Annotated in this window: 20 protein-coding genes; 5 read left to right on the top strand and 15 right to left on the bottom strand. The window is 62.7% G+C overall.

Features of this window, described 5'->3' with window-relative positions:
• Positions 1-2: 2 nt before the first annotated feature.
• The 5 genes from tpiA to rlmE all read right to left on the bottom strand — a co-directional run bounded on the left by tpiA (position 3) and on the right by rlmE (position 6,647).
• Positions 3-749, bottom strand: coding sequence for a triose-phosphate isomerase (gene tpiA / locus IZU87_RS07650; RefSeq protein WP_043333389.1), 747 nt, complete (start codon positions 747-749; stop codon positions 3-5).
• A 126-nt stretch (positions 750-875) separates the two neighbouring features.
• A complete protein-coding gene (gene glmM, locus IZU87_RS07645; RefSeq protein ID WP_043333386.1) occupies positions 876-2,225 on the bottom strand; it encodes a phosphoglucosamine mutase in 1,350 nt (449 codons plus the stop codon).
• Positions 2,222-3,115: a dihydropteroate synthase gene (gene folP / locus IZU87_RS07640; protein ID WP_474373112.1), complete on the bottom strand. Its 894-nt coding sequence runs from the start codon at positions 3,113-3,115 to the stop codon at positions 2,222-2,224. Before folP ends, glmM begins: the two co-directional genes overlap by 4 nt.
• Positions 3,116-3,541: 426 nt before the next feature.
• On the bottom strand, positions 3,542-5,542 hold the full coding sequence (gene ftsH / locus IZU87_RS07635; RefSeq protein WP_054556443.1) for an ATP-dependent zinc metalloprotease FtsH: 2,001 nt from the start codon (positions 5,540-5,542) through the stop codon (positions 3,542-3,544).
• A gap of 481 nt (positions 5,543-6,023) precedes the next feature.
• Positions 6,024-6,647, bottom strand: coding sequence for a 23S rRNA (uridine(2552)-2'-O)-methyltransferase RlmE (rlmE, locus tag IZU87_RS07630; RefSeq protein ID WP_349305170.1), 624 nt, complete (start codon positions 6,645-6,647; stop codon positions 6,024-6,026).
• A gap of 279 nt (positions 6,648-6,926) precedes the next feature.
• Here rlmE and yhbY point away from each other — a divergent pair, with 279 nt between their 5' ends.
• Complete coding sequence (gene yhbY, locus IZU87_RS07625; protein WP_043333380.1) at positions 6,927-7,241, top strand: ribosome assembly RNA-binding protein YhbY; 315 nt, start codon at positions 6,927-6,929, stop codon at positions 7,239-7,241.
• Between the two features lie 268 nt (positions 7,242-7,509).
• Here yhbY and greA read toward each other — a convergent pair whose 3' ends face one another.
• From greA to dapB, 4 genes are all read right to left on the bottom strand, one after another.
• The gene (greA, locus tag IZU87_RS07620) at positions 7,510-7,986 is read right to left on the bottom strand and encodes a transcription elongation factor GreA (RefSeq protein ID WP_043333374.1); all 477 of its coding nucleotides are present in this window, start codon (positions 7,984-7,986) and stop codon (positions 7,510-7,512) included.
• Positions 7,983-11,213, bottom strand: coding sequence for a carbamoyl-phosphate synthase large subunit (gene carB / locus IZU87_RS07615; RefSeq protein WP_213114174.1), 3,231 nt, complete (start codon positions 11,211-11,213; stop codon positions 7,983-7,985). The genes greA and carB overlap by 4 nt, the downstream gene beginning before the upstream one ends.
• A gap of 67 nt (positions 11,214-11,280) precedes the next feature.
• A complete protein-coding gene (gene carA / locus IZU87_RS07610) occupies positions 11,281-12,426 on the bottom strand; it encodes a glutamine-hydrolyzing carbamoyl-phosphate synthase small subunit (RefSeq protein WP_213114173.1) in 1,146 nt (381 codons plus the stop codon).
• 601 nt (positions 12,427-13,027) lie between these two features.
• A complete protein-coding gene (gene dapB, locus IZU87_RS07605; protein ID WP_043333367.1) occupies positions 13,028-13,834 on the bottom strand; it encodes a 4-hydroxy-tetrahydrodipicolinate reductase in 807 nt (268 codons plus the stop codon).
• A gap of 210 nt (positions 13,835-14,044) precedes the next feature.
• On the opposite strand from dapB, the gene IZU87_RS07600 reads away from it, so the two are divergent.
• Entirely contained in the window at positions 14,045-15,073 is a 1,029-nt protein-coding gene (locus IZU87_RS07600) for an esterase-like activity of phytase family protein (RefSeq protein WP_131431138.1), read from the top strand.
• 163 nt (positions 15,074-15,236) lie between these two features.
• Here the strand turns inward: IZU87_RS07600 and dnaJ are convergent, their stop codons facing one another.
• The 3 genes from dnaJ to grpE all read right to left on the bottom strand — a co-directional run bounded on the left by dnaJ (position 15,237) and on the right by grpE (position 19,307).
• Positions 15,237-16,388 (bottom strand): molecular chaperone DnaJ, encoded by a 1,152-nt coding sequence (gene dnaJ, locus IZU87_RS07595; RefSeq protein ID WP_043333362.1) that lies wholly within the window; start codon positions 16,386-16,388, stop codon positions 15,237-15,239.
• Positions 16,389-16,557: 169 nt separating this feature from the next.
• Positions 16,558-18,480 carry a molecular chaperone DnaK gene (dnaK, locus tag IZU87_RS07590; RefSeq protein WP_043333360.1) on the bottom strand — a complete coding sequence of 641 codons (1,923 nt, stop codon included), beginning with the start codon at positions 18,478-18,480 and terminating at the stop codon, positions 16,558-16,560.
• A 203-nt stretch (positions 18,481-18,683) separates the two neighbouring features.
• Entirely contained in the window at positions 18,684-19,307 is a 624-nt protein-coding gene (gene grpE / locus IZU87_RS07585; RefSeq protein ID WP_213114172.1) for a nucleotide exchange factor GrpE, read from the bottom strand.
• 376 nt (positions 19,308-19,683) lie between these two features.
• Here grpE and recN point away from each other — a divergent pair, with 376 nt between their 5' ends.
• A complete protein-coding gene (recN, locus tag IZU87_RS07580) occupies positions 19,684-21,354 on the top strand; it encodes a DNA repair protein RecN (protein WP_213114171.1) in 1,671 nt (556 codons plus the stop codon).
• Positions 21,355-21,572: 218 nt separating this feature from the next.
• On the opposite strand, the gene fur is transcribed toward recN, so the two are convergent.
• Positions 21,573-21,995, bottom strand: coding sequence for a ferric iron uptake transcriptional regulator (gene fur / locus IZU87_RS07575; RefSeq protein WP_043333352.1), 423 nt, complete (start codon positions 21,993-21,995; stop codon positions 21,573-21,575).
• 78 nt (positions 21,996-22,073) lie between these two features.
• On the opposite strand from fur, the gene IZU87_RS07570 reads away from it, so the two are divergent.
• Positions 22,074-22,502, top strand: coding sequence for an outer membrane protein assembly factor BamE (locus IZU87_RS07570; protein WP_052384519.1), 429 nt, complete (start codon positions 22,074-22,076; stop codon positions 22,500-22,502).
• 92 nt (positions 22,503-22,594) lie between these two features.
• On the opposite strand, the gene IZU87_RS07565 is transcribed toward IZU87_RS07570, so the two are convergent.
• A complete protein-coding gene (locus IZU87_RS07565) occupies positions 22,595-22,906 on the bottom strand; it encodes an RnfH family protein (RefSeq protein WP_043333350.1) in 312 nt (103 codons plus the stop codon).
• Positions 22,907-22,993: 87 nt separating this feature from the next.
• The gene (locus IZU87_RS07560) at positions 22,994-23,431 is read right to left on the bottom strand and encodes a type II toxin-antitoxin system RatA family toxin (protein WP_043333347.1); all 438 of its coding nucleotides are present in this window, start codon (positions 23,429-23,431) and stop codon (positions 22,994-22,996) included.
• A gap of 162 nt (positions 23,432-23,593) precedes the next feature.
• Between IZU87_RS07560 and smpB the strand changes: the two genes are divergently transcribed.
• Positions 23,594-24,070: an SsrA-binding protein SmpB gene (gene smpB / locus IZU87_RS07555; protein WP_043333345.1), complete on the top strand. Its 477-nt coding sequence runs from the start codon at positions 23,594-23,596 to the stop codon at positions 24,068-24,070.
• The last annotated feature ends 4 nt before the right edge of the window (positions 24,071-24,074 follow it).

The following is a 24,074-nucleotide window of genomic DNA, read 5'->3' as shown; positions in this document are numbered from 1 at the left end:
ATTCAACCTGCAGACTGGCAAATGGCTAGGAATTCGTCGATCTGGAGCGAGGCACCGCCCACGAGACCGCCGTCGATATCCGGCTGCGCAAGCAGCTCGGCGGCATTGGCAGCTTTCATGCTGCCGCCGTACAACAATTGCATTGCCTCGGCGAGCGAGGCAGACCACTCGGCCAGGCGCGCGCGAATGGCCGCATGGACCTCCTGCGCCTGCTGGGGCGAGGCGGTGCGCCCGGTACCGATGGCCCAGACGGGCTCATAGGCGACGACCAGACGCGTGCGCGCATCGGCGGAGAGCGCGGAGAACACCGCCTCCAGCTGTCCCAGCACGACACGCTCCGTGTCACCGGCTTCACGCTCCTCGAGCGTCTCACCGACGCACAGCACCGGTGTGAGGCCAGCGGCGAGCGCCGCCTCGACACGCGCCAGTACCGCCGCATCGTCTTCAGCATACAGGCTTCGACGCTCCGAGTGACCGACCAGCACCATCGCGGCACCGACATCCTTGAGCATCTGACCCGCCACTTCGCCGGTAAAGGCACCCTCGCTCGCCGGGTTCAGCGTCTGCCCCGCCAGCGCCACGCTCACAGGCATGCTCGCGCGAGCGGCGCTCAGATAAGGGAAAGGCACTGCCAGCGCCACCTGAATGCCCTGCGGCAGCTCAGCCGCCTGCAGGCCCCGGGCAAACTCATCGACCAGGGCAAGATCACCATTCATCTTCCAGTTTCCGGCAATCAGCGGTGTACGCATGTGCTTCTCCCTTGTGAGCAGTGCGAGGATGGTAATGGAGCCGCCCTTGACTGACAACCTTCGCGACCCCTGTCAAGCCCCGTGATCCGGCACGATCAGGCTCGGGGCAACTGCCTTGTCAGCGCATCACGCCGACATGCTGGATTCGACCGTCGCGGCGATCTGACCCGCCAGCGCATCGACATCGAAGTGCGGACGCCCTTCGACCATGACGCGAATCAGCGGTTCCGTGCCGCTGGGGCGCAGCAGCACGCGCCCTTCGTTGCCCAGCGTCTGCTCCACTTCGACCACCGCGGCCTGCACGGCGTCCGCCGCCATCAGCGCCTTGTTGTCACACCCCGGCGCCAGACGCACATTGATCAGCGCCTGAGGAGCCTTTTCGAAGCCGACCAGCAATTCACTGAGCGAGCACTCTTCACGCGCCATGATCGCCAGCACCTGCAGCGCCGAGACGATGCCATCACCGGTGCTCTGGATATGGCTGCAGACGATGTGACCGGAGGATTCGCCGCCCAGCTGCCAGCCATTGGCTTCCAGACGCTCGATGACGTAGCGGTCACCGACCTTGGCACGCTCGAAGGGAATTCCCAGGCCTTCCAGCGCAGCCGCCAGACCGAAGTTGGACATCAGGGTGCCGACGACACCGCCGCCCAGCACGCCGCGCTCGTGACGGTCACGCGCGATCATGTAGAGGATGTCGTCACCATCGATGACACGACCATCGGCATCGACCAGGATCAGGCGGTCACCATCCCCATCGAAGGCCACGCCCAGATCGGCGCCTTGCTCGATGACGGCCGCGCGCAGCGCCTGCGGGTGCGTGGAGCCGACGCCCTGATTGATGTTGAGGCCATCCGGCTCACCGCCGATGACGCTGACCTTGGCACCCAGCTCACGGAAGACGTTCGGCGCGATGTGATAGGTCGCACCATGCGCGCAATCCAGCACCACCTTCATGCCGTGCAGGCCAAGACGACCCGGCAGTGTGGACTTGCAGAATTCGATATAGCGACCGGCCGCATCCTGGATGCGTGACGCCTTGCCCAGACTGTCCGGGCCGACGATCACGATGTCGCGGTCCAGCTCGGCTTCGATCTCGGCTTCCAGCGCATCATCCAGTTTGGTACCGGCAGCGGAGAAGAACTTGATGCCGTTGTCCGGATAGGCGTTGTGGGAGGCCGAGATGACGATGCCGGCATCGGCGCGGAAGGTGCGCGTCAGATAGGCGATCCCCGGCGTCGGCATCGGACCGAGCAGGGACACATCGACGCCCGCTGCCGAAAGGCCGGACTCGAGCGCGGATTCGAACATGTAGCCCGAGATGCGCGTGTCCTTGCCGATCAATACCTTGCCGCGGCCGTGACGGGCGAATACGCGGCCTGCCGCCCAGCCCAGCTTGAGCATGAAGTCTGGCGTGATGGGGAATTCCCCGACCGTGCCGCGAATACCATCCGTACCAAAATAACGTCGACTCATCGTATCGTGCCTTCCTGTAGCACGGCCCATGCCATGTCGACAGCGTCGACAGTCGGGGCCACGTCGTGAACGCGAAACAGTCTGGCCCCGTCACGAACGGCCAATGCCGTCAGTGCCAGGTTACCAGCCAAGCGATCCTCTACCGCGCGCCCGAGGGCATTGCCGATCATGCTCTTGCGTGATGTGCCGATCAGCAGCGGGAGGTTGAATTCATGCAACTGCGCCATGCGGTGATAGAGGCGCAGATTGTCTTGCAGTGACTTGCCGAAACCGAAGCCGGGGTCCAGCAGCAGTCGCTCACGCGTGATGCCCGCCGCCTCACAGGCCGCGATACGCGCCGCCAGGAACGTCCGGACTTCCTGCTCGATGGACTGAGCATAATGCGTATCCTGCTGCATGGTGTCCGGCTCGCCGCGCATGTGCATCAGACAGACGGGCAGCCCGCTGTCAGCGGCGGCCTCCAGCGCGCCGTCTCGATTCAGCGCACGCACGTCATTGATCATGCCGGCCCCCAGCCGTGCGGTTTCGCGCATGACTTGCGGGTTGCTGGTATCGATGCTCACCAAGGCGCCCAGCTCGCTCACCAGCCGCTCCACCACCGGGCAGACCCGCTCAAGCTCTTCCTCGGTGCTGACCGGCGTCGCTCCGGGTCGCGTCGACTCACCGCCGACATCGATCATCGCGGCACCATCGGCCAGCATCTGCTCGGCATTGCGCAGCGCGGCGTCCAGGGTCGCGCTGCGGCCGCCATCCGAGAAGGAGTCCGGCGTCACGTTGAGAATCCCCATCACCCGCGGACGCGAAAGATCGAGAAGGTGTCCAGCGCACTCCAATGACATCAGATGGCCCACTCGAGGCTCGAGAGGCGTACTCAAGGCAGAATTCGTCATGGCATTCCATGCAGGCGAGAGAGGCGCGAAGGTGACTTCGCAGCCCGGTCAGAAATGATTGGGCACCACTTTAAAGAGCCAGCCCATGGCGCGCAAGGCGTGGAATGGCCACCACACGGGGCGTCAGCAGATGGCAACGCCATTGGCTCAGACCTTTCACCCCACGCCCATCATGGCGCTGACAATGCCCGTGCAGAGACATGAGTCGACGCCGTCACGCCACGGCGTAGGCCACTCATCAGCAGCACCTTAACTTCACCAGCGTCATTGCGGCAGCGGTACAGGCCAGCATTGCTGCAGACAAGAAAACGCCCGACTGGCAAGCCAGTCGGGCGTTTTTCCTTTCAGAGGCTCAGACATCGCATGCGATATCGGGCGCCCCTTATGCCTAGATCAGGCCTACATCAGGCCTGCATCAGGCGTACATCAGTGACCGCTCGGGCCACCCAGCGGGTCAGACGGACGACGGCGGTTGCTGTCGTCATCTTCACTACCATCAGCGTCATCATCCGCCTTGGGAGCTTCCGGCGCTTCCGCCTTCGGAGTGTCGGCAACCGGGGCCACCAGGCCACCGTCACCGCCGCTCGCCGGGCCACCCCAGTCCTTCGGCGGACGCGGAGCACGACCCGCCATGATGTCCGCCAACTGCTCGGCATCGATGGTCTCGTAGGTCATCAGCGCTTCGGTCATCGCATCCAGCTTGTCGCGATTCTCTTCCAGGATCTGCTGCGCCTTGGCGTAGCACTCGTCGATGATACGACGCACTTCCTTGTCGAGACGCGAGGTGGTGTCGCCAGACTTCAGCTTGCCGCCACCCTGACCCGGACCACCGAGGAACTGATGGGACTCGTCCTCGTCGTACATGATCGGGCCCATCTCGCTGGAGAGACCCCACTTGGCGACCATGTTGTGGGCAAGCTCGGTAGCACGCTTGATGTCGTTGGACGCGCCGGTGGTGACACCGTTCGGGCCCAGCGTCATCTCTTCGGCGATACGACCACCGAACAGCGAGCAGATCTGACTGATGATCTGCTGACGCGAGTAGCTGTAGCGATCCTCTTCCGGCAGGAACATCGTCACACCCAGCGCACGACCGCGCGGAATGATCGACACCTTGTAGACCGGATCATGCTCGGGCATCACCAGGCCGATGATGGCGTGGCCAGACTCGTGATAGGCCGTGTTGCGCTTCTCCTTCTCGGACATGACCATCGATTTGCGCTCGGCGCCCATCATGATCTTGTCCTTGGCCAGTTCCAGCTCTTCCATACCGACCAGACGCTTGTTGCGACGTGCGGCGAACAGGGCGGCTTCATTGACCAGGTTGGCCAGGTCCGCACCGGAGAAACCCGGCGTACCACGTGCAATGTTGACCGGCACGACGTCATCGCCCATCGGCACCTTGCGCAGGTGGACGCCGAGGATGTGCTCGCGACCACGGATGTCCGGCAGTGCGACGGTCACCTGACGGTCGAAGCGGCCCGGACGCAGCAGCGCGGGGTCAAGCACGTCAGGACGGTTGGTCGCGGCGATGACGATGATGCCGTCGTTCGCCTCGAAGCCATCCATCTCGACCAGCAGCTGGTTCAGGGTCTGCTCACGCTCATCGTGACCACCGCCCATGCCGGAACCACGGTGACGGCCGACGGCGTCGATCTCATCGATGAAGATGATGCACGGCGCCTGCTTCTTGGCCTGCTCGAACATGTCACGCACACGGGAGGCACCGACACCGACGAACATCTCGACGAAGTCAGAACCGGAGATGCTGAAGAAGGGCACCTTGGCTTCACCGGCGATCGCCTTGGCGAGCAGGGTCTTACCGGTACCCGGCGGGCCTACCATCAGGACGCCACGCGGAATCTGACCGCCAAGACGCTGGAACTTGCTGGGGTCCTTGAGGAAGTCGACCAGCTCCTCGACCTCTTCCTTCGCTTCGTCACAGCCTGCGACGTCGCTGAAGGTGGTCTTGATCTGGTCCTGGCTCAGCAGCTTGGCCTTGGACTTGCCGAAGCTCATCGGGCCACCCTTGCCGGCACCGCCACCCTGCATCTGGCGCATGAAGAACATGAAGATGGCCAGAATGATCAGAATCGGGAAGCTGGCAATCAACAGGCGTGTCCACAGCGACTGCTGCTCAGGCTTCTTGCCGATGACCTCCACCTTGTTGGCAAGCAGGTCATCCATCAGCTTGGGATCGGACGCCGCCGGCCGGATGGTGGTGAAGCTGGAGCCATCGGCCCGCTCACCCTCAATGGTGTAACCATCGATGGTCACACTCTTGATCCGGTCGTTCTGCACCTGCTGGACGAACTGTGAATAGTTCATCGCCTGCGGCGAGGTATCGACGCTGAAGTTGTTGAACACCGTCAGCAGCACTGCTGCGATGATCAACCAGAGAATCAGGTTCTTCGCCATGTCGTTCAAGGGGACACCCTCATTGCATGAATCTGTCTTGGCATGCCGTGAATACTCCGACTGCCGTCTTGTGGTGGCCTGCCATGCTATCTGATCGTGCCTGCGGGGTATCAAGTCAGCGCAACGCGCCACTTCGCCTACCGAGTCACTCAAAGCTTGCCGTGCATTGTGCTACTTGCCTGCCAGCATCGGTAAGGCATTGAAACCCACCGAACTGTCACTGGCCCATCGTACTCAAGACCCAATGATATCGACACTACACCAGATGGGGGCTGGCAACCATTGCTTAAAGCCCGACAATGGACTATTGCGCCGATAGACAGCCTGCATCAGCCAGCGCTGCGACTCGCCCGGACACATTGGCGCCAGTCTGGACGAGCATCGCATGGCTCGCCTTAACCCGCGATGAAGCATGCGACCAGCAACGTGGAAATCTCGCCACCGCGAGCCGATGCCTGCCGCGTGCAGCGGCATGCAAGGACACTGACCGTCAGCCCTTGAAGCCCTGCCCCAGCAGATAGACTTCGCGTGAGCGTGCACGCGACGCTTCCGGCTTGCGGGTCACGACCTTCTTGAAGCTGCCGCGCATGTCCTTCAGATAGGCATCGAAGCCCTCGCCCTGGAAGACCTTGACCAGGAAATTGCCGCCCGGCTTGAGGGTCTGGCGCGCCAGATCCAGCGCCAGCTCGACCAGGTACATGCCGGCAGGCTGATCGATCGCGCTCATGCCGCTCATGTTGGGCGCCATGTCGGAGATCACGAGATCAACCGGGCGGTCACCTAGGGTGGCCAGAATCTGGTTCAGCACGGCCTCTTCGGTGAAGTCGCCCTGAATGAAGTCGACACCGGCCAGGGCGTCCATCTCGAGAATGTCGGAGGCGATGACCACGCCTTCCATGCCGACGCGGTCCGCGGCGATCTGGCTCCAGCCACCGGGGGCTGCGCCGAGGTCGATGAGGGTGGCGCCCGGCTTGAGCAGGCGGTCCTTGTCATCGATTTCAATCAGTTTGTAGCTGGCACGGGAACGATAACCGTCGGCCCAGCTGCGCTGGACATAGGCGTCATCAAAGTGTTCCTTCATCCAGCCAGCACTGCTCTTGCTGGGGTGAGCCACGTTGTCACCTGGAATGTCGGGGAAAATCGAATACTGGCGGGAGATAGCGCGGGGGATAACGACGACACGAAAGGCGTGGCAAGCTTGCGCACGGGTCGTGTCATGAGCGTCGTCATGGAGTAGAATGGCGGGTCCTGCGCGCGGTTCCGCCCGTGGGCACAGACATTGCCTGCGCAACAGACGGGTTCACACCCCTGGATTTCAAGCCCTGGAGTCGACCCTGTCTTTCGCTACGCTCCCCGCTCCCATCGGACGCCAACAGGGAAACTTTACGATACCATGAGCTTGTCACAGTCACAAAAGAAAGCATTTCGCAGCATCGGGCACCATCTTGACCCGATCGTCACCGTCTCGGAAAACGGCCTTTCCGAAGGCGTCGTGACCGAACTGGAGCGCGCACTGCACGATCACGAACTGATCAAGCTGAAGCTGGCGATCAACGATCGCGAAGCGCGCGGCGAGGTGGCTCGCCACCTGTGCAGCGAAACCGGTGCGACCTTGATCCAGAGCATCGGCAAGATCGCTCTGCTGTATCGCCGCAACCCGCAGGCCAAGCCGAAGCTGTCGAACGTACAACGCTTCAGCGAGAAGTAAGCCGCCGGGCCCAGGCCTGACGAGGCTCACCTCGCACGCCACGCCTGCTGCAGACAGAAACGCCGCCCTCGATGAGGGCGGCGTTTCTGTTTTCTGTTGCTGACAATCACGGCCTGATGACGCTGAGAGCCGTCTGTCTGAAGGATTTCGTGCCCGCAGGCCAAAAAACAGCCCTGCCGGGGTTACCGGCAGGGCTGTCACGACATCAGGATCTGACGAATCAGAGGCGATGTGCTTCAGATGTGACGTACTTCAGATGTGACGTGCTTCAGATGTGATGCACTTCGGAGATTTCATACTCCACATCGCCACCCGGGGTACGCACGACCACGACATCCCCTTCTTCCTTGCCGATCAGCGCACGCGCGATCGGAGAGGTGACGGAGATCTTGCCGTCCTTGATGCTGGCTTCATCTTCGCCAACGATGCGATAGCGCACTTCGCTATCGTCATCGAGGTTCATCAGGTCGACCGTGGTGCCGAAGATCACCTTGCCGGTCTTCGGCAACTTGGTGACGTCGATCACCTGGGACATGGAGAGCTTGGACTCGATCTCCTGGATACGACCCTCGATGAAACCCTGCTGTTCACGCGCGGCGTGGTACTCGGCATTCTCCTTGAGATCGCCGTGCTCACGGGCTTCCGCGATGTCAGCGATGACCCGGGGACGCTCAGTGCCCTTTAGGTGCTCGAGCTCCTTGCGAAGGCGGTCTTCGCCTTCGACGGTCATCGGACTTCTACTCATATCATGACTCCTGCATGCATATCCTGGAGACGACGGACCTTGACGTCGTTGCCGTAGGCAAGCGCCATGCACACGGCATTGGCACCCGCCAGCGTCGTGGCATAGGGCACCTTGTGCGCCAGCGCCGTGCGACGGATCACGGACGAGTCATTGATGGCCTGACGTCCCTCTGTGGTGTTGACGATATAGGCGATCTCGCCGTTCTTGATCATGTCGACGATATGCGGCCGCCCTTCGAACACCTTGTTGACGGGTTCAACCTCGAGGCCGGCAGCGGCGATCACCTCTGCCGTGCCACGGGTAGCACAAAGCGTAAAGCCTAATGTTACCAGAGAGCGGGCCACCTCGATAACGCCCGCCTTGTCGAACTCACGCACGGACAGGAAGGCCTTGCGATCGCCAGTCAGGGTCGGGATGGCTTCACCGGCACCCAGCTGCGCCTTGTAGAAGGCTTCCGCGAAGGTATCGCCGGAGCCCATCACTTCGCCGGTGGACTTCATTTCCGGCGACAGGATCGGGTCGACCCCCGGGAACTTGGCGAACGGCAGCACCGCTTCCTTCACGCTGTAGAAGGTCGGCACGATTTCCTGGGTGAAACCGATCTCTTCCAGGGTCTGGCCGGCCATGCAGCGTGCGGCGATCTGCGCCAGCGACTGGCCGATGCACTTGGAGACGAACGGCACGGTACGTGAAGCGCGCGGGTTGACCTCGATGACGTAGATCACGCCATCCTGCCAGGCCAGCTGCACGTTCATCAGACCGACGACGTTGAGTTCCAGCGCCATGCGCTTGACCTGCTCACGCATCTCTTCCTGGACATCTGCCGGCAGCGAGTACGGCGGCAGGGCGCACGCGGAGTCACCGGAGTGGATACCGGCCTGCTCGATGTGCTGCATGATGGCGCCGATCACGACCTGCTTGCCATCGGACACCGCATCGATGTCGACCTCGATGGCCGCGTTCAGGAAGTGGTCCAGCAGCACCGGCGAGTCATTGGAGACCTTGACCGCGTGGGTCATGTAGTTCTCGAGCTCGGCGGCGGAGTAGACGATTTCCATCGCGCGGCCGCCCAGCACGTAGCTCGGGCGCACCACCAGCGGATAACCGATGACCTCGGCCTTGACGAAGGCTTCCTCGAAGCTGCGCGCGGTGGCGTTTTCCGGCTGGATCAGACCGAGCTTCTCGATCATCTGCTGGAAACGCTCGCGGTCTTCGGCGCGGTCGATGGCGTCCGGCGTGGTACCGATGATCGGCACACCGGCGGCTTCGAGCTCACGCGCCAGCTTCAGCGGCGTCTGGCCACCGAACTGGACGATGACACCGACCGGCTGCTCCTTGTCGGCGATCTCCAGCACGTCTTCCAGGGTGACCGGCTCGAAGTAAAGGCGATCTGAAGTGTCGTAGTCGGTGGACACGGTTTCCGGGTTGCAGTTGACCATGATGGTCTCGTAGCCGTCCGCGCGCATGGCGAGGGAGGCGTGGACACAGCAGTAGTCGAACTCGATGCCCTGACCGATACGGTTCGGCCCGCCACCCAGCACCATGATCTTCTTCTTGTCGCTGACTTCCGCCTCGCACTCTTCCTCATAGGTGGAGTACATGTAGGCGGTGTCGGACGCGAATTCGGCGGCACAGGTGTCGACGCGCTTGTAGACCGGACGGATGCCCTGCTTCTGACGGTGCTTGCGGAACGCCTTCTCGGACACGCCCATCAGACGCGCCAGGCGCGCATCGCTGAAGCCCTTGCGCTTGAGACGGAACAGACGATCAGCGTCCATCTCGCCCAGCGAGCTTGCGGCCACTGCGCCTTCCTGAGCGATCAGGTCGGCCAGCTGCACCAGGTACCAGCGGTCGATGTTGGTGAGGCGGAAGATCTCTTCGATATCGAGACCGGCACGCATGGCATCGGCGATGTAGAAGATACGCTCGGCACCGGCGGCCTGCAGCTCGCCCTTGATACGCGCCATGTTCTCGTCGCTGAAGTTCTCGACGATCGGATCGAGACCATCAACGCCGGTCTCCATGCCACGCAGCGCCTTCTGCAGGGATTCCTGGAAGGTACGGCCGATGGCCATGACTTCGCCGACCGACTTCATCTGCGTGGTCAGGCGGTCATTGGCCTGCGGGAACTTCTCGAAGGTGAAGCGCGGAATCTTGGTGACGACGTAATCGATGGACGGCTCGAAGGACGCCGGCGTCTTGCCACCGGTGATGTCGTTCTGCAGCTCGTCCAGGGTGTAGCCGACGGCCAGCTTGGCGGCGATCTTGGCGATCGGGAAGCCGGTCGCCTTGGAAGCCAGCGCCGAGGAACGCGACACGCGCGGGTTCATCTCGATCACGACCATGCGGCCAGTGTCCGGGCAGATGCCGAACTGGACGTTGGAACCGCCGGTCTCGACGCCGATCTCGCGCAGAACGGCCAGCGATGCATCACGCATCAGCTGGTATTCCTTGTCGGTCAGGGTCTGGGCCGGGGCGACGGTGATGGAGTCGCCGGTGTGCACGCCCATCGGGTCGAAGTTCTCGATGGCGCAGACGATGATGCAGTTGTCGTTCTTGTCACGAACGACCTCCATCTCGTATTCCTTCCAGCCCAGCAGCGATTCGTCGATCAACAGCTCGCGGGTCGGCGACAGTTCGAAGCCGCGATGGCAGATCTCTTCGAATTCTTCACGGTTGTACGCCACGCCGCCGCCGGAACCGCCCATGGTGAAGCTGGGACGGATGATGGACGGGAAGCCCAGCTCGGCCTGGATTTCCCAGGCTTCTTCCATGGAGTGCGCGACCTTGGCCTTCGGGCACGCCAGACCGATCTTCTTCATCGCCTTGTCGAAGCGATCACGGTCTTCGGCCTTGTCGATGGTGTCGGCGTTGGCACCGATCATCTCGACACCGTACTGCTCGAGCACGCCTTCACGCTCCAGCGCCAGCGCACAGTTCAGCGCGGTCTGGCCGCCCATGGTCGGCAGGATGGCGTCCGGGCGTTCCTTCTCGATGATGCGCGCCACGGCTTCCCAGGTGATCGGCTCGATGTAGGTCGCATCGGCCATCACCGGGTCGGTCATGATGGTTGCCGGGTTGGAGTTGACCAGGATGACCCGGTAACCCTCTTCACGCAGGGCCTTGCAGGCCTGTGCGCCGGAATAGTCGAACTCGCACGCCTGGCCGATGACGATGGGGCCGGCGCCGATGATCAGGATGCTGTTTAGGTCTGTACGTTTCGGCATGTCTCTTCCCGCAATGATCTGGTGACTGAACTCAACGATGGATCAGGCCCTCGGGCCTGCGCTCGGCTCAGCGTCGCGCGCGCATCATCTCGATGAAACGATCGAACAGCGGGGCGACGTCCTGCGGGCCGGGACTGGCTTCCGGGTGACCCTGGAAGCTGAAGGCCGGGCGGTCGGTGCGCTCGATGCCCTGCAGGCTACCGTCAAACAGCGACTTGTGCGTCGCGCGCAGGCTGCTCGGCATGCCCGCTTCATCCACTGCGAAGCCGTGGTTCTGGCTGGTGATCATCACCACACCGCTGTCGAGGTCCTGCACCGGGTGGTTGGCACCGTGGTGACCGTGGCCCATCTTGACCGTGCTCGCGCCGGAGGCCAGTGCCAGCAGCTGGTGACCCAGGCAGATGCCGAAGACCGGCGTGTCGGTCTCGAGCACTTCACGAATCGCGGTGATGGCGTAGTCGCAGGGCTCGGGGTCGCCCGGGCCGTTGGACAGGAAGACGCCATCCGGATTGAGCGCCAACACATCGGCGGCAGGCGTCTGCGCCGGCACGACGGTCAGGCGGCAGCCGCGGGAGGCCAGCATGCGCAGGATGTTGTGCTTGACGCCGTAGTCGTAGGCGACCACATGGAAGGGACGTTCGGACTCACGGGTATCGGCGTAGCCTTCACCCAGTGTCCATTCGCCTTCGTGCCACTCGAACTGCTCGCTGCAGGAGGCTTCCTTGGCCAGGTCCATGCCCTTCAGACCCGGGAAGGCGCGAGCCGCTTCCAGCGCGCGTTCGACGGCATCATCACCCTGGGCATCTTCACCGGCGAGGATGGCACCGTTCAGGGAGCCCTTCTCGCGCAGGATGCGCGTCAGGCGACGTGTGTCGATATCAGCGATGCCGACGACATTCTCGTCGCGCAGGTACTGATCGAGGGAGCGAGTGGAACGGAAGTTGCTGGCCAGCAGCGGGAGGTCGCGGATGACCAGGCCGGCGGCTGCGACGCTGTCGGACTCGGTGTCCTCGTCGTTGATGCCGGTATTGCCGATGTGCGGATACGTCAGAGTGACGATCTGTCGGGTGTAGGAGGGATCGGTCAGGATTTCCTGGTAGCCGGTCATGGCAGTGTTGAACACTACCTCGCCGCTGGTCTGCCCATCAGCACCGATGGCGCTGCCGTGAAATACACTGCCGTCTTCCAAGGCCAGTATCGCGGGTTTGATCAACGCAACGTCCTCCCCATAGTGTCCACTTTCCTGCCCGGAATCCGCGGTCGAACACCGGACATGCTGCTTGATTATCGTGCTCGGCATTCGCCGAGCCTGTGTCCCGCTGCCGACTTCTGCCAGGTGCCTGTCACTGGACAGACGCGCGCCAGAAGCGGCAAATTCAGGTTGCAAAAAAGCGGGACGAAACCGAAAAATCAGGTTTCATCCCGCTTGTTATCATTCTTCGGAATGCTGCTGGCCCGAGCGCTGCCAAAACGGCAACCAATAGGGCGGCCAAGAACGTGGCCAAATTGGGTAGAGATTACCGGAATCCTTGAGTGCTGACCACCCCGCGCATGCCCCGCCAGCAGGCGACAGGGCCCACGATACGGTCGTTTCGTCGCCGCGGTCAGCTTGACGAAACCCTTGGCCGAGCCGGGACACTGCACAGCGCTTGTAAAGCGAGGCAGTCCAGCGGCGCAAGGCGGCCAGAATGGCTCACGCGTGCGCCGCATCCTGCCCACCGAGACAGCTTTCAAGAAATTCTCCTGAATGTCGCCAGACTGTCATCTCAGCGCTTGGCTCTCCATTCCGCTCCCCACTTTGCTCTCCACTTCGCTCACTTGAGCCCCAGCACATCCTGCATGTCATAGCGGCCGACTTCGCGTCCTGACAGCCATTCGGCCGCGCGTGCCGCGCCCTTGGCGAAGGTCATGCGGCTCGACGCCTTGTGGGTGATCTCGATGCGCTCGCCTTCAGTGGCGAACATCACGGTGTGCTCACCGACGATGTCACCGGCACGCACGGTGGCGAAGCCGATTTCCTTGTCGGTACGCGGGCCGCACTGACCTTCACGCGCGAAGACACCATGGGTGGCGAGATCACGTCCGATGGAATGTGCCACGGCCTCGCCCATCGCCAGCGCCGTGCCGGACGGGGCATCGACCTTGTGGCGGTGGTGCGCCTCGATGATCTCGATGTCATAGCCGGCATCGCCGAGGGCACGCGCGGCGGTCTCCAGCAGCTTGAGGGTCAGGTTGACGCCGGAACTCATGTTGGCCGCGAACACGAAGGGCACGCTGTCACGGTAGCCATCCAGCTGCTCGAGCTGCTCCGGCGTGAAGCCGGTCGTGCCGATCACCATGCGCTTGCCGTGCTCGGCGCACAGCGCCAGGTTGGCCAGCGTCACCTGCGGTGCGGTGAAATCGATCACCACATCGAAGTCATCCACCACGGCAGCCAGACTGTCGCTGGCGACCACGCCCAGACGGCCCTGACCGGCCAGCTCACCGATGTCGACGCCCGCCAGGGAGCTGCCGGATTCGACGATGCCCGCCGCCAGCGTCAGACCTTCCACTGCACCGACGGCCTCGACCAACGTGCGTCCCATGCGTCCGGCGACGCCCATGATTGCGATACGGGTCATGCTGACTCCTGCCTGTTGTGGGTCTTGAGGGTGACAGCCCGCGAGCATGCCCCGAGCGTGCCACCTATGCTGTGCCACGAGTATATCAGCCGCCTGCAGTGTTGGCTGACGTCATGTATTTGTGCCGGTTACGCGCTAGAGTAGCCTCGTACCAGGTTGTCTCCTGTTGATCGTCATTTTTCTCATCACCGCTCAGTCTCCGGAGTCAGCATGCCTGCACGCCAATCCCCCGCCTCGCGCCGCTGGCGCATGCTCCAGACCCTCGCTGTCACCACGGCGCTCGCCGGCCTGTTGAGCGCCTGCGGCGTTCACCCGCGCCCCTACACGCTGGCATCGCCGGAACAGAAAAGCGAGTTCCCGGAAATCCAGTGGTGCGGCACGCTCAGGCTGCCGGGCAAATGGCTGGATGACACCCCCGTCGGGGGCCTGTCGGATATCGGCTGGGACCAGGACGAGTCACTGCTGTATGCCGTGTCGGACCGCGGCTGGCTGCACCGCCTGCGGCTCGCCTTCCGTCACGGTGAGCTGGTCGGGGCCAAGGCGCTCAACACCTACACCCTGCGCGACGAGACCGATGTCTCGCTGCGCGGCGCCCTCAGTGATGCCGAGGGCCTGCAGCTGCTGCGCGCGAACAATGACCGCCGCGGCGATTCCCGCCTGGTGATCAGCTTCGAGCAGCAGCCACGCGTCGAGCACTTCCTGCCCAGCGGCCTGGCCGTCAGCGAGCCCTTCACCCCGATGGGCGCACGCGGTGCGGCGCCCAACAACGGCATGGAAGCCCTGACCCTGCACCCGGAATACGGCATGCTCGCCGGACTGGAAGCCACGCCGGAAGGCATGAGCGACGGCATGACGCGCATCTTCAGCCTCGACGACAAGCACGAGTGGAGCTACCCGCTGGCCAGCGACACCGGCTCGAGCCTGACCGCGATGGAGATGCTGCCCGACGGTGACATGCTGATGCTGGAGCGCGCCTTCTCACCGCCCTTCCCGCTGGTGATCAGTCTGCGCCGCGCGCATCTCGGTGAGCCCGGCACCCAGGCCGAGGTGCGCACCCTGGCACGCCTGTCGAGCGGCGATGGCTGGTCGCTGGACAACTTCGAAGGGCTGACGCATCTGGAAGGCAATCGCTTCCTGATGATCTCGGATGACAACTTCAGCAGCTTCCAGACCACGCTGCTGAGCTGCTTTGCCGTCATCGAACCCGAAGCCTTCACGGCTGAATCAGCGCCGGAATAGCCATGTCCCCGGGCTGCGTTACTGGACTGAGCCACTGGTCCGAGTTACCAGAATGAGCCACCGAGCCTGAAACGCGAGAGCCCCGCACTCGAGGAGTCGAGTACGGGGCTCTCTGGCATGAAGGCCATCCACGGGGCTGACCCGCGGACGGCAAGGCGAACGCCTAGGGCTTCATGTCTTCGAAGAACTTCTTCACGCCATCGAAGAAGCTGTTCTCCTTCGGTGAATGGCTCTTGCCGGTATCACCAAGGCTCTGCTGGAACTGACGCAGCAGCTCCTTCTGCTCTTCATTCAGGCTGACCGGGGTCTCGATGACCACCTTGCACAGCAGGTCCCCGGCGGGGCCGCCGCGCACCGGCTTGACGCCCTTGCCGCGCAGACGGAACAGCTTGCCGGTCTGGGTCTCGGCCGGAATCTTCAGCACGACACGTCCGTCGAGGGTCGGCACGTTGAGCTCGCCGCCCAGCGCCGCATCGACGAAGCTGATCGGCACTTCACACTGCAGGTGACGACCATCGCGCTTGAAGATCTCGTGCTCGCGCAGGTTGACCTGCACATACAGATCACCTGACGGCCCGCCGTTGACACCGCCCTCGCCTTCGCCGTTCAGACGGATGCGATCGCCGGTGTCGACGCCCGGCGGAATCTTGACCGAGAGGGTCTTGGATTCCTGGACGCGGCCTTCGCCGTGACACTTGCGGCACGGCACGCTGATCTTCTCGCCACGACCGTGGCAGGTCGGACACGCCTGCTCGACCGCGAAGAAGCCCTGCTGCATGCGCACCTTGCCCATGCCATTGCAGGTCGGACAGGTCTCCTTGCTGGAACCCGGCTCGGCACCATCGCCATCGCAGTGGCCACAGGCCGCCAGACGCGGCACGCGGATATCGACCGTGGTACCGGCGACCGCCGATTCCAGATCGAGGTCCAGGTTGTAACGCAGGTCGCTGCCGCGCTGCGGAGCGTTCGGGTTGCGACGACCACCGCCGCCACCGAAGATGTCACCGAAGACATCGCCGAACACATCGCCGAAGCCGCCGGCACCACCACCGCCAAAGCCGCCGCCACCGAAGCCACCGCCGCCCTGACCATCGACACCGGCATGACCGAACTGGTCATAGGCGGCGCGCTTGTCAGCATCGGACAGCACTTCGTAGGCTTCAGAGACTTCACGGAACTTCTCGGCCGAAGTTTCATCATCCGGGTTGCGGTCCGGGTGATGCTTCTGGGCCAGGCGTCGGTACGCCTTCTTGATGTCCTTGGTGTCGGCGCCACGCTCGACACCAAGCACTTCGTAATAATCACGCTTGGACATGGATCAGGTCCGCCTGGATTGCTGGCAGCCTGAGGCTGCCGGTCTGTTCTGGAATGCCGGTTGTCACCGGTGGCTCGCGGCTAGCGCAAGGCGCCACCGATGCAAACGACAACGCGGGACACCTTCACAAGGCTCCCGCGCTGTCATCAGACGTCGTTCAAGAAATCCCTCAGGACTTCTTGTCGTCGTTGACTTCCTCGTACTCGGCGTCAACCACGTCGTCGTCCTGCTTCTTGCCAGCCTGACCTTCGGCAGCCTGCTCACCCTGGGCGCCCTGCTCGGCGTAGAGCTTCTGCGCCAGGTTGCCGGACGCTTCGGTCAGTGCATCCAGCTTGGCCTGGATCGCATCCTTGTCGTCGCCTTTCAGGGCTTCTTCCAGCTCGGAGATCGCCGTCTCGATGGCTTCCTTCTCGCTGGCTTCGGCCTTGTCACCGGCTTCGGTCAGGGTCTTCTTGGTCGCGTGAATCATGCCGTCGGCCTGATTGCGCAGCTGGACCATTTCCTCGAACTTCTTGTCTTCGTCGGCGTTGGCTTCCGCGTCACGCACCATCTGTTCGATCTCGTCGTCGGACAGGCCGCCGGAAGACTTGATGACGATGGACTGTTCCTTGCCGGTCGCCTTGTCCTTGGCGGACACGTTCAGGATACCGTTGGCATCCAGATCGAAGGCGACTTCGATCTGCGGCACACCGCGCGGTGCCGGCGGAATGTCGGCCAGGTCGAAGCGACCCAGAGACTTGTTCTGCGCGGCCTGCTTGCGCTCACCCTGCAGGACGTGGATGGTCACCGCGCCCTGGTTGTCGTCAGCGGTGGAGAACACCTGGGACTTCTTGGTCGGGATGGTGGTGTTCTTCTCGATCAGCGGCGTCAGCACGCCACCCATGGTCTCGATACCGAGGGTCAGCGGCGTCACGTCCAGCAGCAGCACGTCCTTGACGTCGCCGCCCAGCACGCCGCCCTGGATACCGGCGCCGACGGCGACCGCTTCATCCGGGTTAACGTCCTTGCGAGCTTCCTTGCCGAAGAACTCGGCCACCTTGGACTGCACCAGCGGCATGCGGGTCTGACCACCGACCAGGATGACGTCGTCGATCTCGGAGGCGGACAGGCCGGCGTCGGACAGTGCGGTCTGGCACGGCTTCAGGGAGCGTGCGACCAGGTCGTCGACCAGAGACTCGAGCTTGGAACGGGTCACCTTGACGTTCAGGTGCTTCGGACCGGTGTTGTCAGCCGTGATGTACGGCAGGTTCACATCGGTCTGCTGAGCGCTGGACAGCTCGATCTTGGCCTTCTCGGCGGCTTCCTTCAGACGCTGCATGGCGAGGTTGTCGCCGGACAGATCGATGCCGCTGTCTGCCTTGAACTGGTCAACCAGGTAGTTGATCAGGTGCATGTCGAAATCTTCACCACCCAGGAAGGTGTCGCCGTTGGTGGCGAGCACTTCGAACTGGGTCTCACCGTCGACGTCGGCGACTTCGATGATGGAGATATCGAAGGTACCGCCGCCCAGGTCATAAACCGCGATGGTCTTGTCACCACGAGACTTGTCCATGCCGTAGGCGAGGGCTGCGGCAGTCGGCTCGTTGATGATGCGCTTGACGTCAAGACCCGCGATGCGGCCGGCGTCCTTGGTCGCCTGACGCTGGGAATCGTTGAAGTAGGCCGGCACGGTGATGACGGCTTCGGTGACTTCTTCACCGAGGTAGTCTTCCGCGGTCTTCTTCATCTTCTTGAGGATTTCCGCACTGATCTGCGGCGGAGCCATCTTCTTGTCTTTCACCTGCACCCAGGCGTCGCCGTTGTCGGCTTCGACAATCTTGTACGGCACCATCTTGATGTCTTTCTGAACCACATCATCCTTGAACTTGCGACCGATCAGGCGCTTGACCGCGAAGAGAGTGTTCTCCGGGTTGGTCACTGCCTGACGCTTGGCCGACTGGCCGACCAGAATCTCGTTGTCGTCGGTGTAAGCGATGATGGACGGTGTGGTGCGACCGCCTTCAGCGTTTTCGATGACCTTGGTTTTCTCGCCGTCGAGCACTGCCACACAGGAGTTGGTAGTACCCAAGTCAATACCGATGATGCGTCCCATAATCGTATACCTCGAATCTGTTGCTAGCCTGAAAGATAAGTCTGGATGTCGGCACCTTGTGTCGGTGCCTGAACTTGTTTCTCTAGATGGGGTCGCGTGTCAGGGTTTCAAGACCCGGCCGGGCAAATTTTCCCGGGCCGGATCGCCCTGAGCCCCCACAGGGCGCGATCCAACGCCTATCGGGCGTCGGGAGCGCGCAGGCCTCAGGAGACCTTGCTGACTGCCACCATCGCCGGACGCACCAGGCGGCCATTGAGGGTGTAACCCTTCTGCATCACGTCGATGACGCTGTTCGGCTCCGCGTCCGGGGACGGCACCATGGCGACAGCCTGATGGTATTCCGGATCGAAGGGCTCGCCGTGCGGATCCAGCTGCTCGACGCCTGACTTGTTCAGGGCATCCAGCTGCATTTTCAAGGTCATCTCGATGCCTTCGACGTGGGTCTTGGCCGCTTCGTCACCCGACATGGATTCCAGTGCCTTCTCGAGGGAATCCACCACCGGCAGCATTTCCTTGACGAACTTCTCCAGCGCGAACTTGCGCGCCTTCTCGGCGTCCTGCTCGGCACGACGGCGCGCGTTCTGCGCATCGGCAGCCGCACGCAGCGCCTGGTCCTTGGCTTCCTTGACGGCCTGCTCAAGCTCTTCGACTTGGGCGGCCAGCATCTCGGCTTCCGGGTTGTCCACCAGAGAGCCTTCGGCGCCGGTATCGTCGGCATCCAGTACGTTGTCGATCACTTCACCTTCCGGCGTTTCCGGCTGCGGCTCGGCATCGCGAGCGGCACGCTGAAGCTCTTCATCCATCGGGGTCTGCGGGTCCTGAGCCATGCTGATCTCCTGCGGGCCGGCGTCTATGCGCCATTGCCCTGATTCGTGGCCTGCTGAGCTTGTCGCGAAGCATCACGCGCACTGGCTGACAGACAGGCCATGAGTTGCCTTGAGAGGCAGCAAGGCCAGGCCATTGCTGCCGACTGAAAGTGTCAGTGCCTCTATATGGGGACAGCACATCGCTTCTCAAGCCTTGCCGCAGGCTTTTCTCCCCACTGAGTCCGGCATGGATTGAAGGCCACCCGAACGTGCTGTATAAAAAGCCATGTTCACTGTATAAACATACTGTATGGCGACACCGTAGCCCGCCCATCGAGTCCGGGTCCGCTGATGTTCCCCCAGCACGGCGTACGTCAAAGCCCCCTCAGAGGTAGTCATGCTGCTGCAACTCGCCATCCAAGATTTTGCCATCGTCGAAACGCTGGAACTCGATTTCCGCCGCGGCATGACCGCCATCACCGGCGAGACCGGTGCCGGCAAGTCCATCCTGCTCGGCGCCCTCGGCCTGTGCCTGGGCGAGCGTGCCGATGCCGGCAGCGTGCGCCATGGCGCCGACCGCGCCGACCTCATCGCGCGTTTCGATATCAGTGAGCTTGGCGACGCCCATCAGTGGCTGGATGAGCGCGAACTGGGCAGCGACGACTGCCTGCTGCGTCGCGTCATCACCGCCAGCGGCCGCTCCAAGGCCTGGATCAACGGCACGCCCTGCACCATCGCCGACCTGCGCGAGCTGGGCGAGCACCTGATCGACATCCACTCCCAGCACGCCCATCACTCCCTACTTAAGGAAGAGACGCATCTGCGTCAGCTCGACGAATATGCGGGCCTGGAGACTCAGGCTGCCCAGTTGCGCGAGGATTTCCGTCACTGGCAGGAGGCGCATCGTCGCCTCAAGCGCATGAGCAATGATGGCGATGAGGTGCGTGCGCGTCGCCAGCTGCTGCGCTATCAGGTCGAGGAGCTCGATGAACTGGCGCTGTGCGAAGGGGAGCTGGAAGCCCTGGAACAGGAGCAGGAAACGCTGGCCAATGCCGAGCAGATTCTGGCCGAGGCGCAGTCCGCCGCCGAGTGCTGTGATCACGACGAAGAAGGTGCGCTGTCACGCCTCAACCAGGCCCTGGCGCGCCTGGCGCATCTGCCGGGCAACGAACATGGCTCACTGGCCAGTGCGCTGGGCATGCTCGAGGAAGCGCGCATCCAGATAGAAGAAGCGGCGCGTGAACTGCATCGCTTCGTGGAAGTCACCGAACTCGACCCCGAGCGTCTGGCCTTCGTCGATGAGCGCCTGAGCCGCATTCATCAGATCGCGCGCAAGCATCATGTGATGCCGGACGAGCTGCATGGCCTTCATCAGCGCCTGAGCGAAGAACTCGACGGCCTGGGTGGCGATGAGGAGGCCATCGAAGCCTTGCGCGAAGAAGTGGCTCAGCGTCGCGAGGCCTGGAAGGGGCTGGCGAGCGAGGTGAGCGCCAAACGCGCCACCGCCGCCCCGCAACTGGCCAGCGACATCCAGGACCAGCTGGCCTTCCTCGGCATGGGCAAGGCCACCTTCGAGGTCGCCATCGAGGCGCGGGAGCGCCCGCAGCCCGAGGGCATGGAACGCATCCACTTCCGCATCAGCGCCAACCCGGGCCAGCCGCCACGTGCGCTGGCCAAGGTCGCCTCCGGCGGCGAGCTCTCGCGTGTGTCACTGGCGATCCAGGTCGTGGCCGCCAGTCGCTCGACCATCCCCAGCCTGGTCTTCGATGAAGTCGATGTCGGCATCTCCGGCGCTACCGCCGAGATCGTCGGTCAGCTGCTGCGTCGCCTGGGCGACAAGGGCCAGGTGCTGACCGTCACGCACCTGCCGCAGGTCGCCGCACAGGCGCATCAGCACCTGCATATAGAGAAGCAGGCCGAGAAGGACACCACCCGCACCCATATGGCGCTGCTGGATGAAAGCGGCCGCGTGCGCGAGCTGGCACGCATGCTGGGCGGCATTCATCTCTCCGAGCAGACCCTCGCCCATGCCCGCGAGATGCTCGGCGCTGCCGACAGCCGCCACTGAGCACTGTCGTCAAAGTCGCCGTCGCCGTCGCCGTCGCCGCTCATGCACTGCCAGCGACATCCATTCGTCCAATGATGCTCCTCAACAAGACGAACGCCAGAGTCATGGATTGAGGAAACATGAACGCCAGATACACGAACGGCCGCCCCTGAGGGCGGCCGTTCGTGTATCTGGCCGGAGAAGGCTCTCCGGCCACGTCATCCCTGACGCAACCCGCGTCAGCTATCGCTCTTGTCGCCCTTGGGACGCACGTAGAGCACTAGCGCATGCTCGACCAGCTCATAGCCGTGCTCCTCGACGATCTCGCGCTGACGGCGCTCGATCTCGGGATCACAGAACTCTATGATCTCGCCGCTGTCCAGACATACCATGTGGTCATGGTGTTCTTCCTGGGACAGTTCGAAGACGGCGTGACCGCCATCGAAGTTGTGACGCATCACCAGTCCCGCTGTTTCAAACTGGGTGAGCACACGATAAACCGTCGCCAGACCGACATCTTCGCCAGCCTCAAGCAACGCCTTGTACACGTCCTCGGCACTCAGGTGTCGATCCGTCGATTTCTCGAGGATCTGCAGGATCTTGACTCGCGGTAGGGTTACCTTGAGTCCCGCCTTGCGCAGTTCATGGTTCTGATCGGCCATGCTGGGGTACTCTTCGCAGTCGCTTGATGTATCAGGTATGATCGGCCAAGGCAAAACGATAGGGAATCTTCAGGGCAAATGCAAAACTTGATCAAAACAGTCGCCTTTTGCAGCGCCCTGTCGCTGCTCACCGGGTGCAGCTACTTCAGCGTCTACAAGCGCGACCTTCCTCAGGGCAACCTGATCAAGCCGGAAATGGTCGAGCAATTGAAGCCGGGCATGAGCCGCGAACAGGTCATCTACGTGATGGGCTCACCGCTGCTGACCGCCCCCTTCAGTGAGGATAGCTGGGACTACGTCTATCGCCTCAAGAAAGCGGATGGCGAAATCATCAACAAGCGCGTGACGTTGACCTTCGCAGGCGATTCACTCTCCAACATCGACAAGAGTGGCGACATCGACCAGGAAACCGTCATCGTGCCGGACCTGGACATCGACCCTCGCGCGGCACAGCCTAACCGTGCTGAACCCAAGGCAGGCGCAGCCGACCTGCCTGAAGAGCGCTGATCACTGTCCTCTTCACTCAGTGACAAGCCAGAAAAACAGCGGGGCACCTTTCAAGGTGCCCCGCTGTTTTTGATTCTCGCCTGTATCTCGTCTTACTGAGCGGCGCGAGCGGCCTTGTCGGCGCGCCGCTTGCGTGCAAGCTTGGGGTCGGTGATCAAGGCGCGATAGACCTCGACTCGATCCCCGGCGTCCAGCACATGCTCATCGGGCTTGCGCAGCGCCTTGCCGAAGATGCCCAGGTCCGCCTCGAGAAACACCTCGGCGGCAATCGTCGGAAAGTGCTGCTCCAGACGTGCCATGCGCACGGCCTCGCGCGCCGTGGTGCCGGGGGCGACCGCCAGCGAGACGATCTTCTGCTTGTCGGGCAGCGCATAGGCCACCTCGACCGTGATTCTGTCTGTCATGTCTGCTCCTTTGCTCTCGCCACCTTTATATACCACCTGTGCGATATATCACCTGCGCGGCGTTTCACCCTGGCCAACGGCCAGGTGTCAGCGCTGGGTGTAGATCTGGTCAGCACGGCGCGTGAAGGCCTCGACCATCTGAGCGGCGACCTGACTGAACAGCTTGCCGAACGCCATGCCCAGCAGGCGATTGCTGAACTCGAAGTCCATCTCGAGCGAGACCTTGCAGGCGTCTTCGCCCAGCGGCGTGAACAGCCAGGTCCCCTGCAGACGCTTGAAGGGGCCATCGACCAGGTTCAGCTCTATCCGCTCGGGGGCATACAGGTCATTGCGCGTGACGAAGCTCTGCTGCATGCCTGCCTTGGACAGGGTGAGCCTGCCCTTGAGATGGTCCTCATCACGTTCCAGCAATTCCGCGTTGCTGCAGCCGGACAGGAATTCGGGATAACGCTCGAAATCATTGACCAGATCGAACATTGCCCGGGCCGAATGCCGCACCAGGGCAGACCGGTTGACCGTAGGCATCTAGCTCTCCGCTGACTTGGATACGCAGCATGCGTATCATGAACAATGGGCCGGCGCATGAAGTGCCGTCTGGCCTTGAATGGTAACACGCCTCCCCCCATCCAGAAGGATGTGCCATATCCACACTGGATGACGGCAGGCGCACACGACAAATGAGGCAACATGGGCAAGAAAAAGAAACCCGAACAGGGCGGCAATCTGATCGCCCAGAACAAGAAGGCACGCCACGAGTACCACATCGAGGAAACCTTCGAAGCGGGTCTGGTACTGGCAGGCTGGGAAGTGAAGGCGCTGCGCGCAGGCAAGGGCCAGCTGACCGATACCTATATCGTGATCAAGAATGCCGAAGCCTGGCTGCTGGGCTGCCACATCCACCCGCTGGAAACCGCCAACACCCACGCGGTGGCGGACCCGCAGCGCACGCGCAAGCTGCTGTTGCACAAGAAGCAGATCGCACGCATCTTCTCGCGCACCCAGGACAAGGGCCACACCTGTGTGCCGGTCAAGCTGTACTGGAAGAATGCAATCGTGAAGTGCGAGATCGCGCTGGTGGAAGGCAAGAAGCTGCACGACAAGCGCGCCACCGAGAAAGACCGTGACTGGAACCGTCAGAAGGCCCGTATCCTGCGCGACCGCTGAGGGC

The sequence above is a fragment of the Cobetia sp. MC34 genome (genome assembly GCF_018340035.1).
GTDB classification, from domain to species: domain Bacteria; phylum Pseudomonadota; class Gammaproteobacteria; order Pseudomonadales; family Halomonadaceae; genus Cobetia; species Cobetia amphilecti.
The sequence above is the reverse complement of the archived record's forward strand: the minus strand, read 5'-3'. Positions and strand labels throughout refer to the sequence as shown.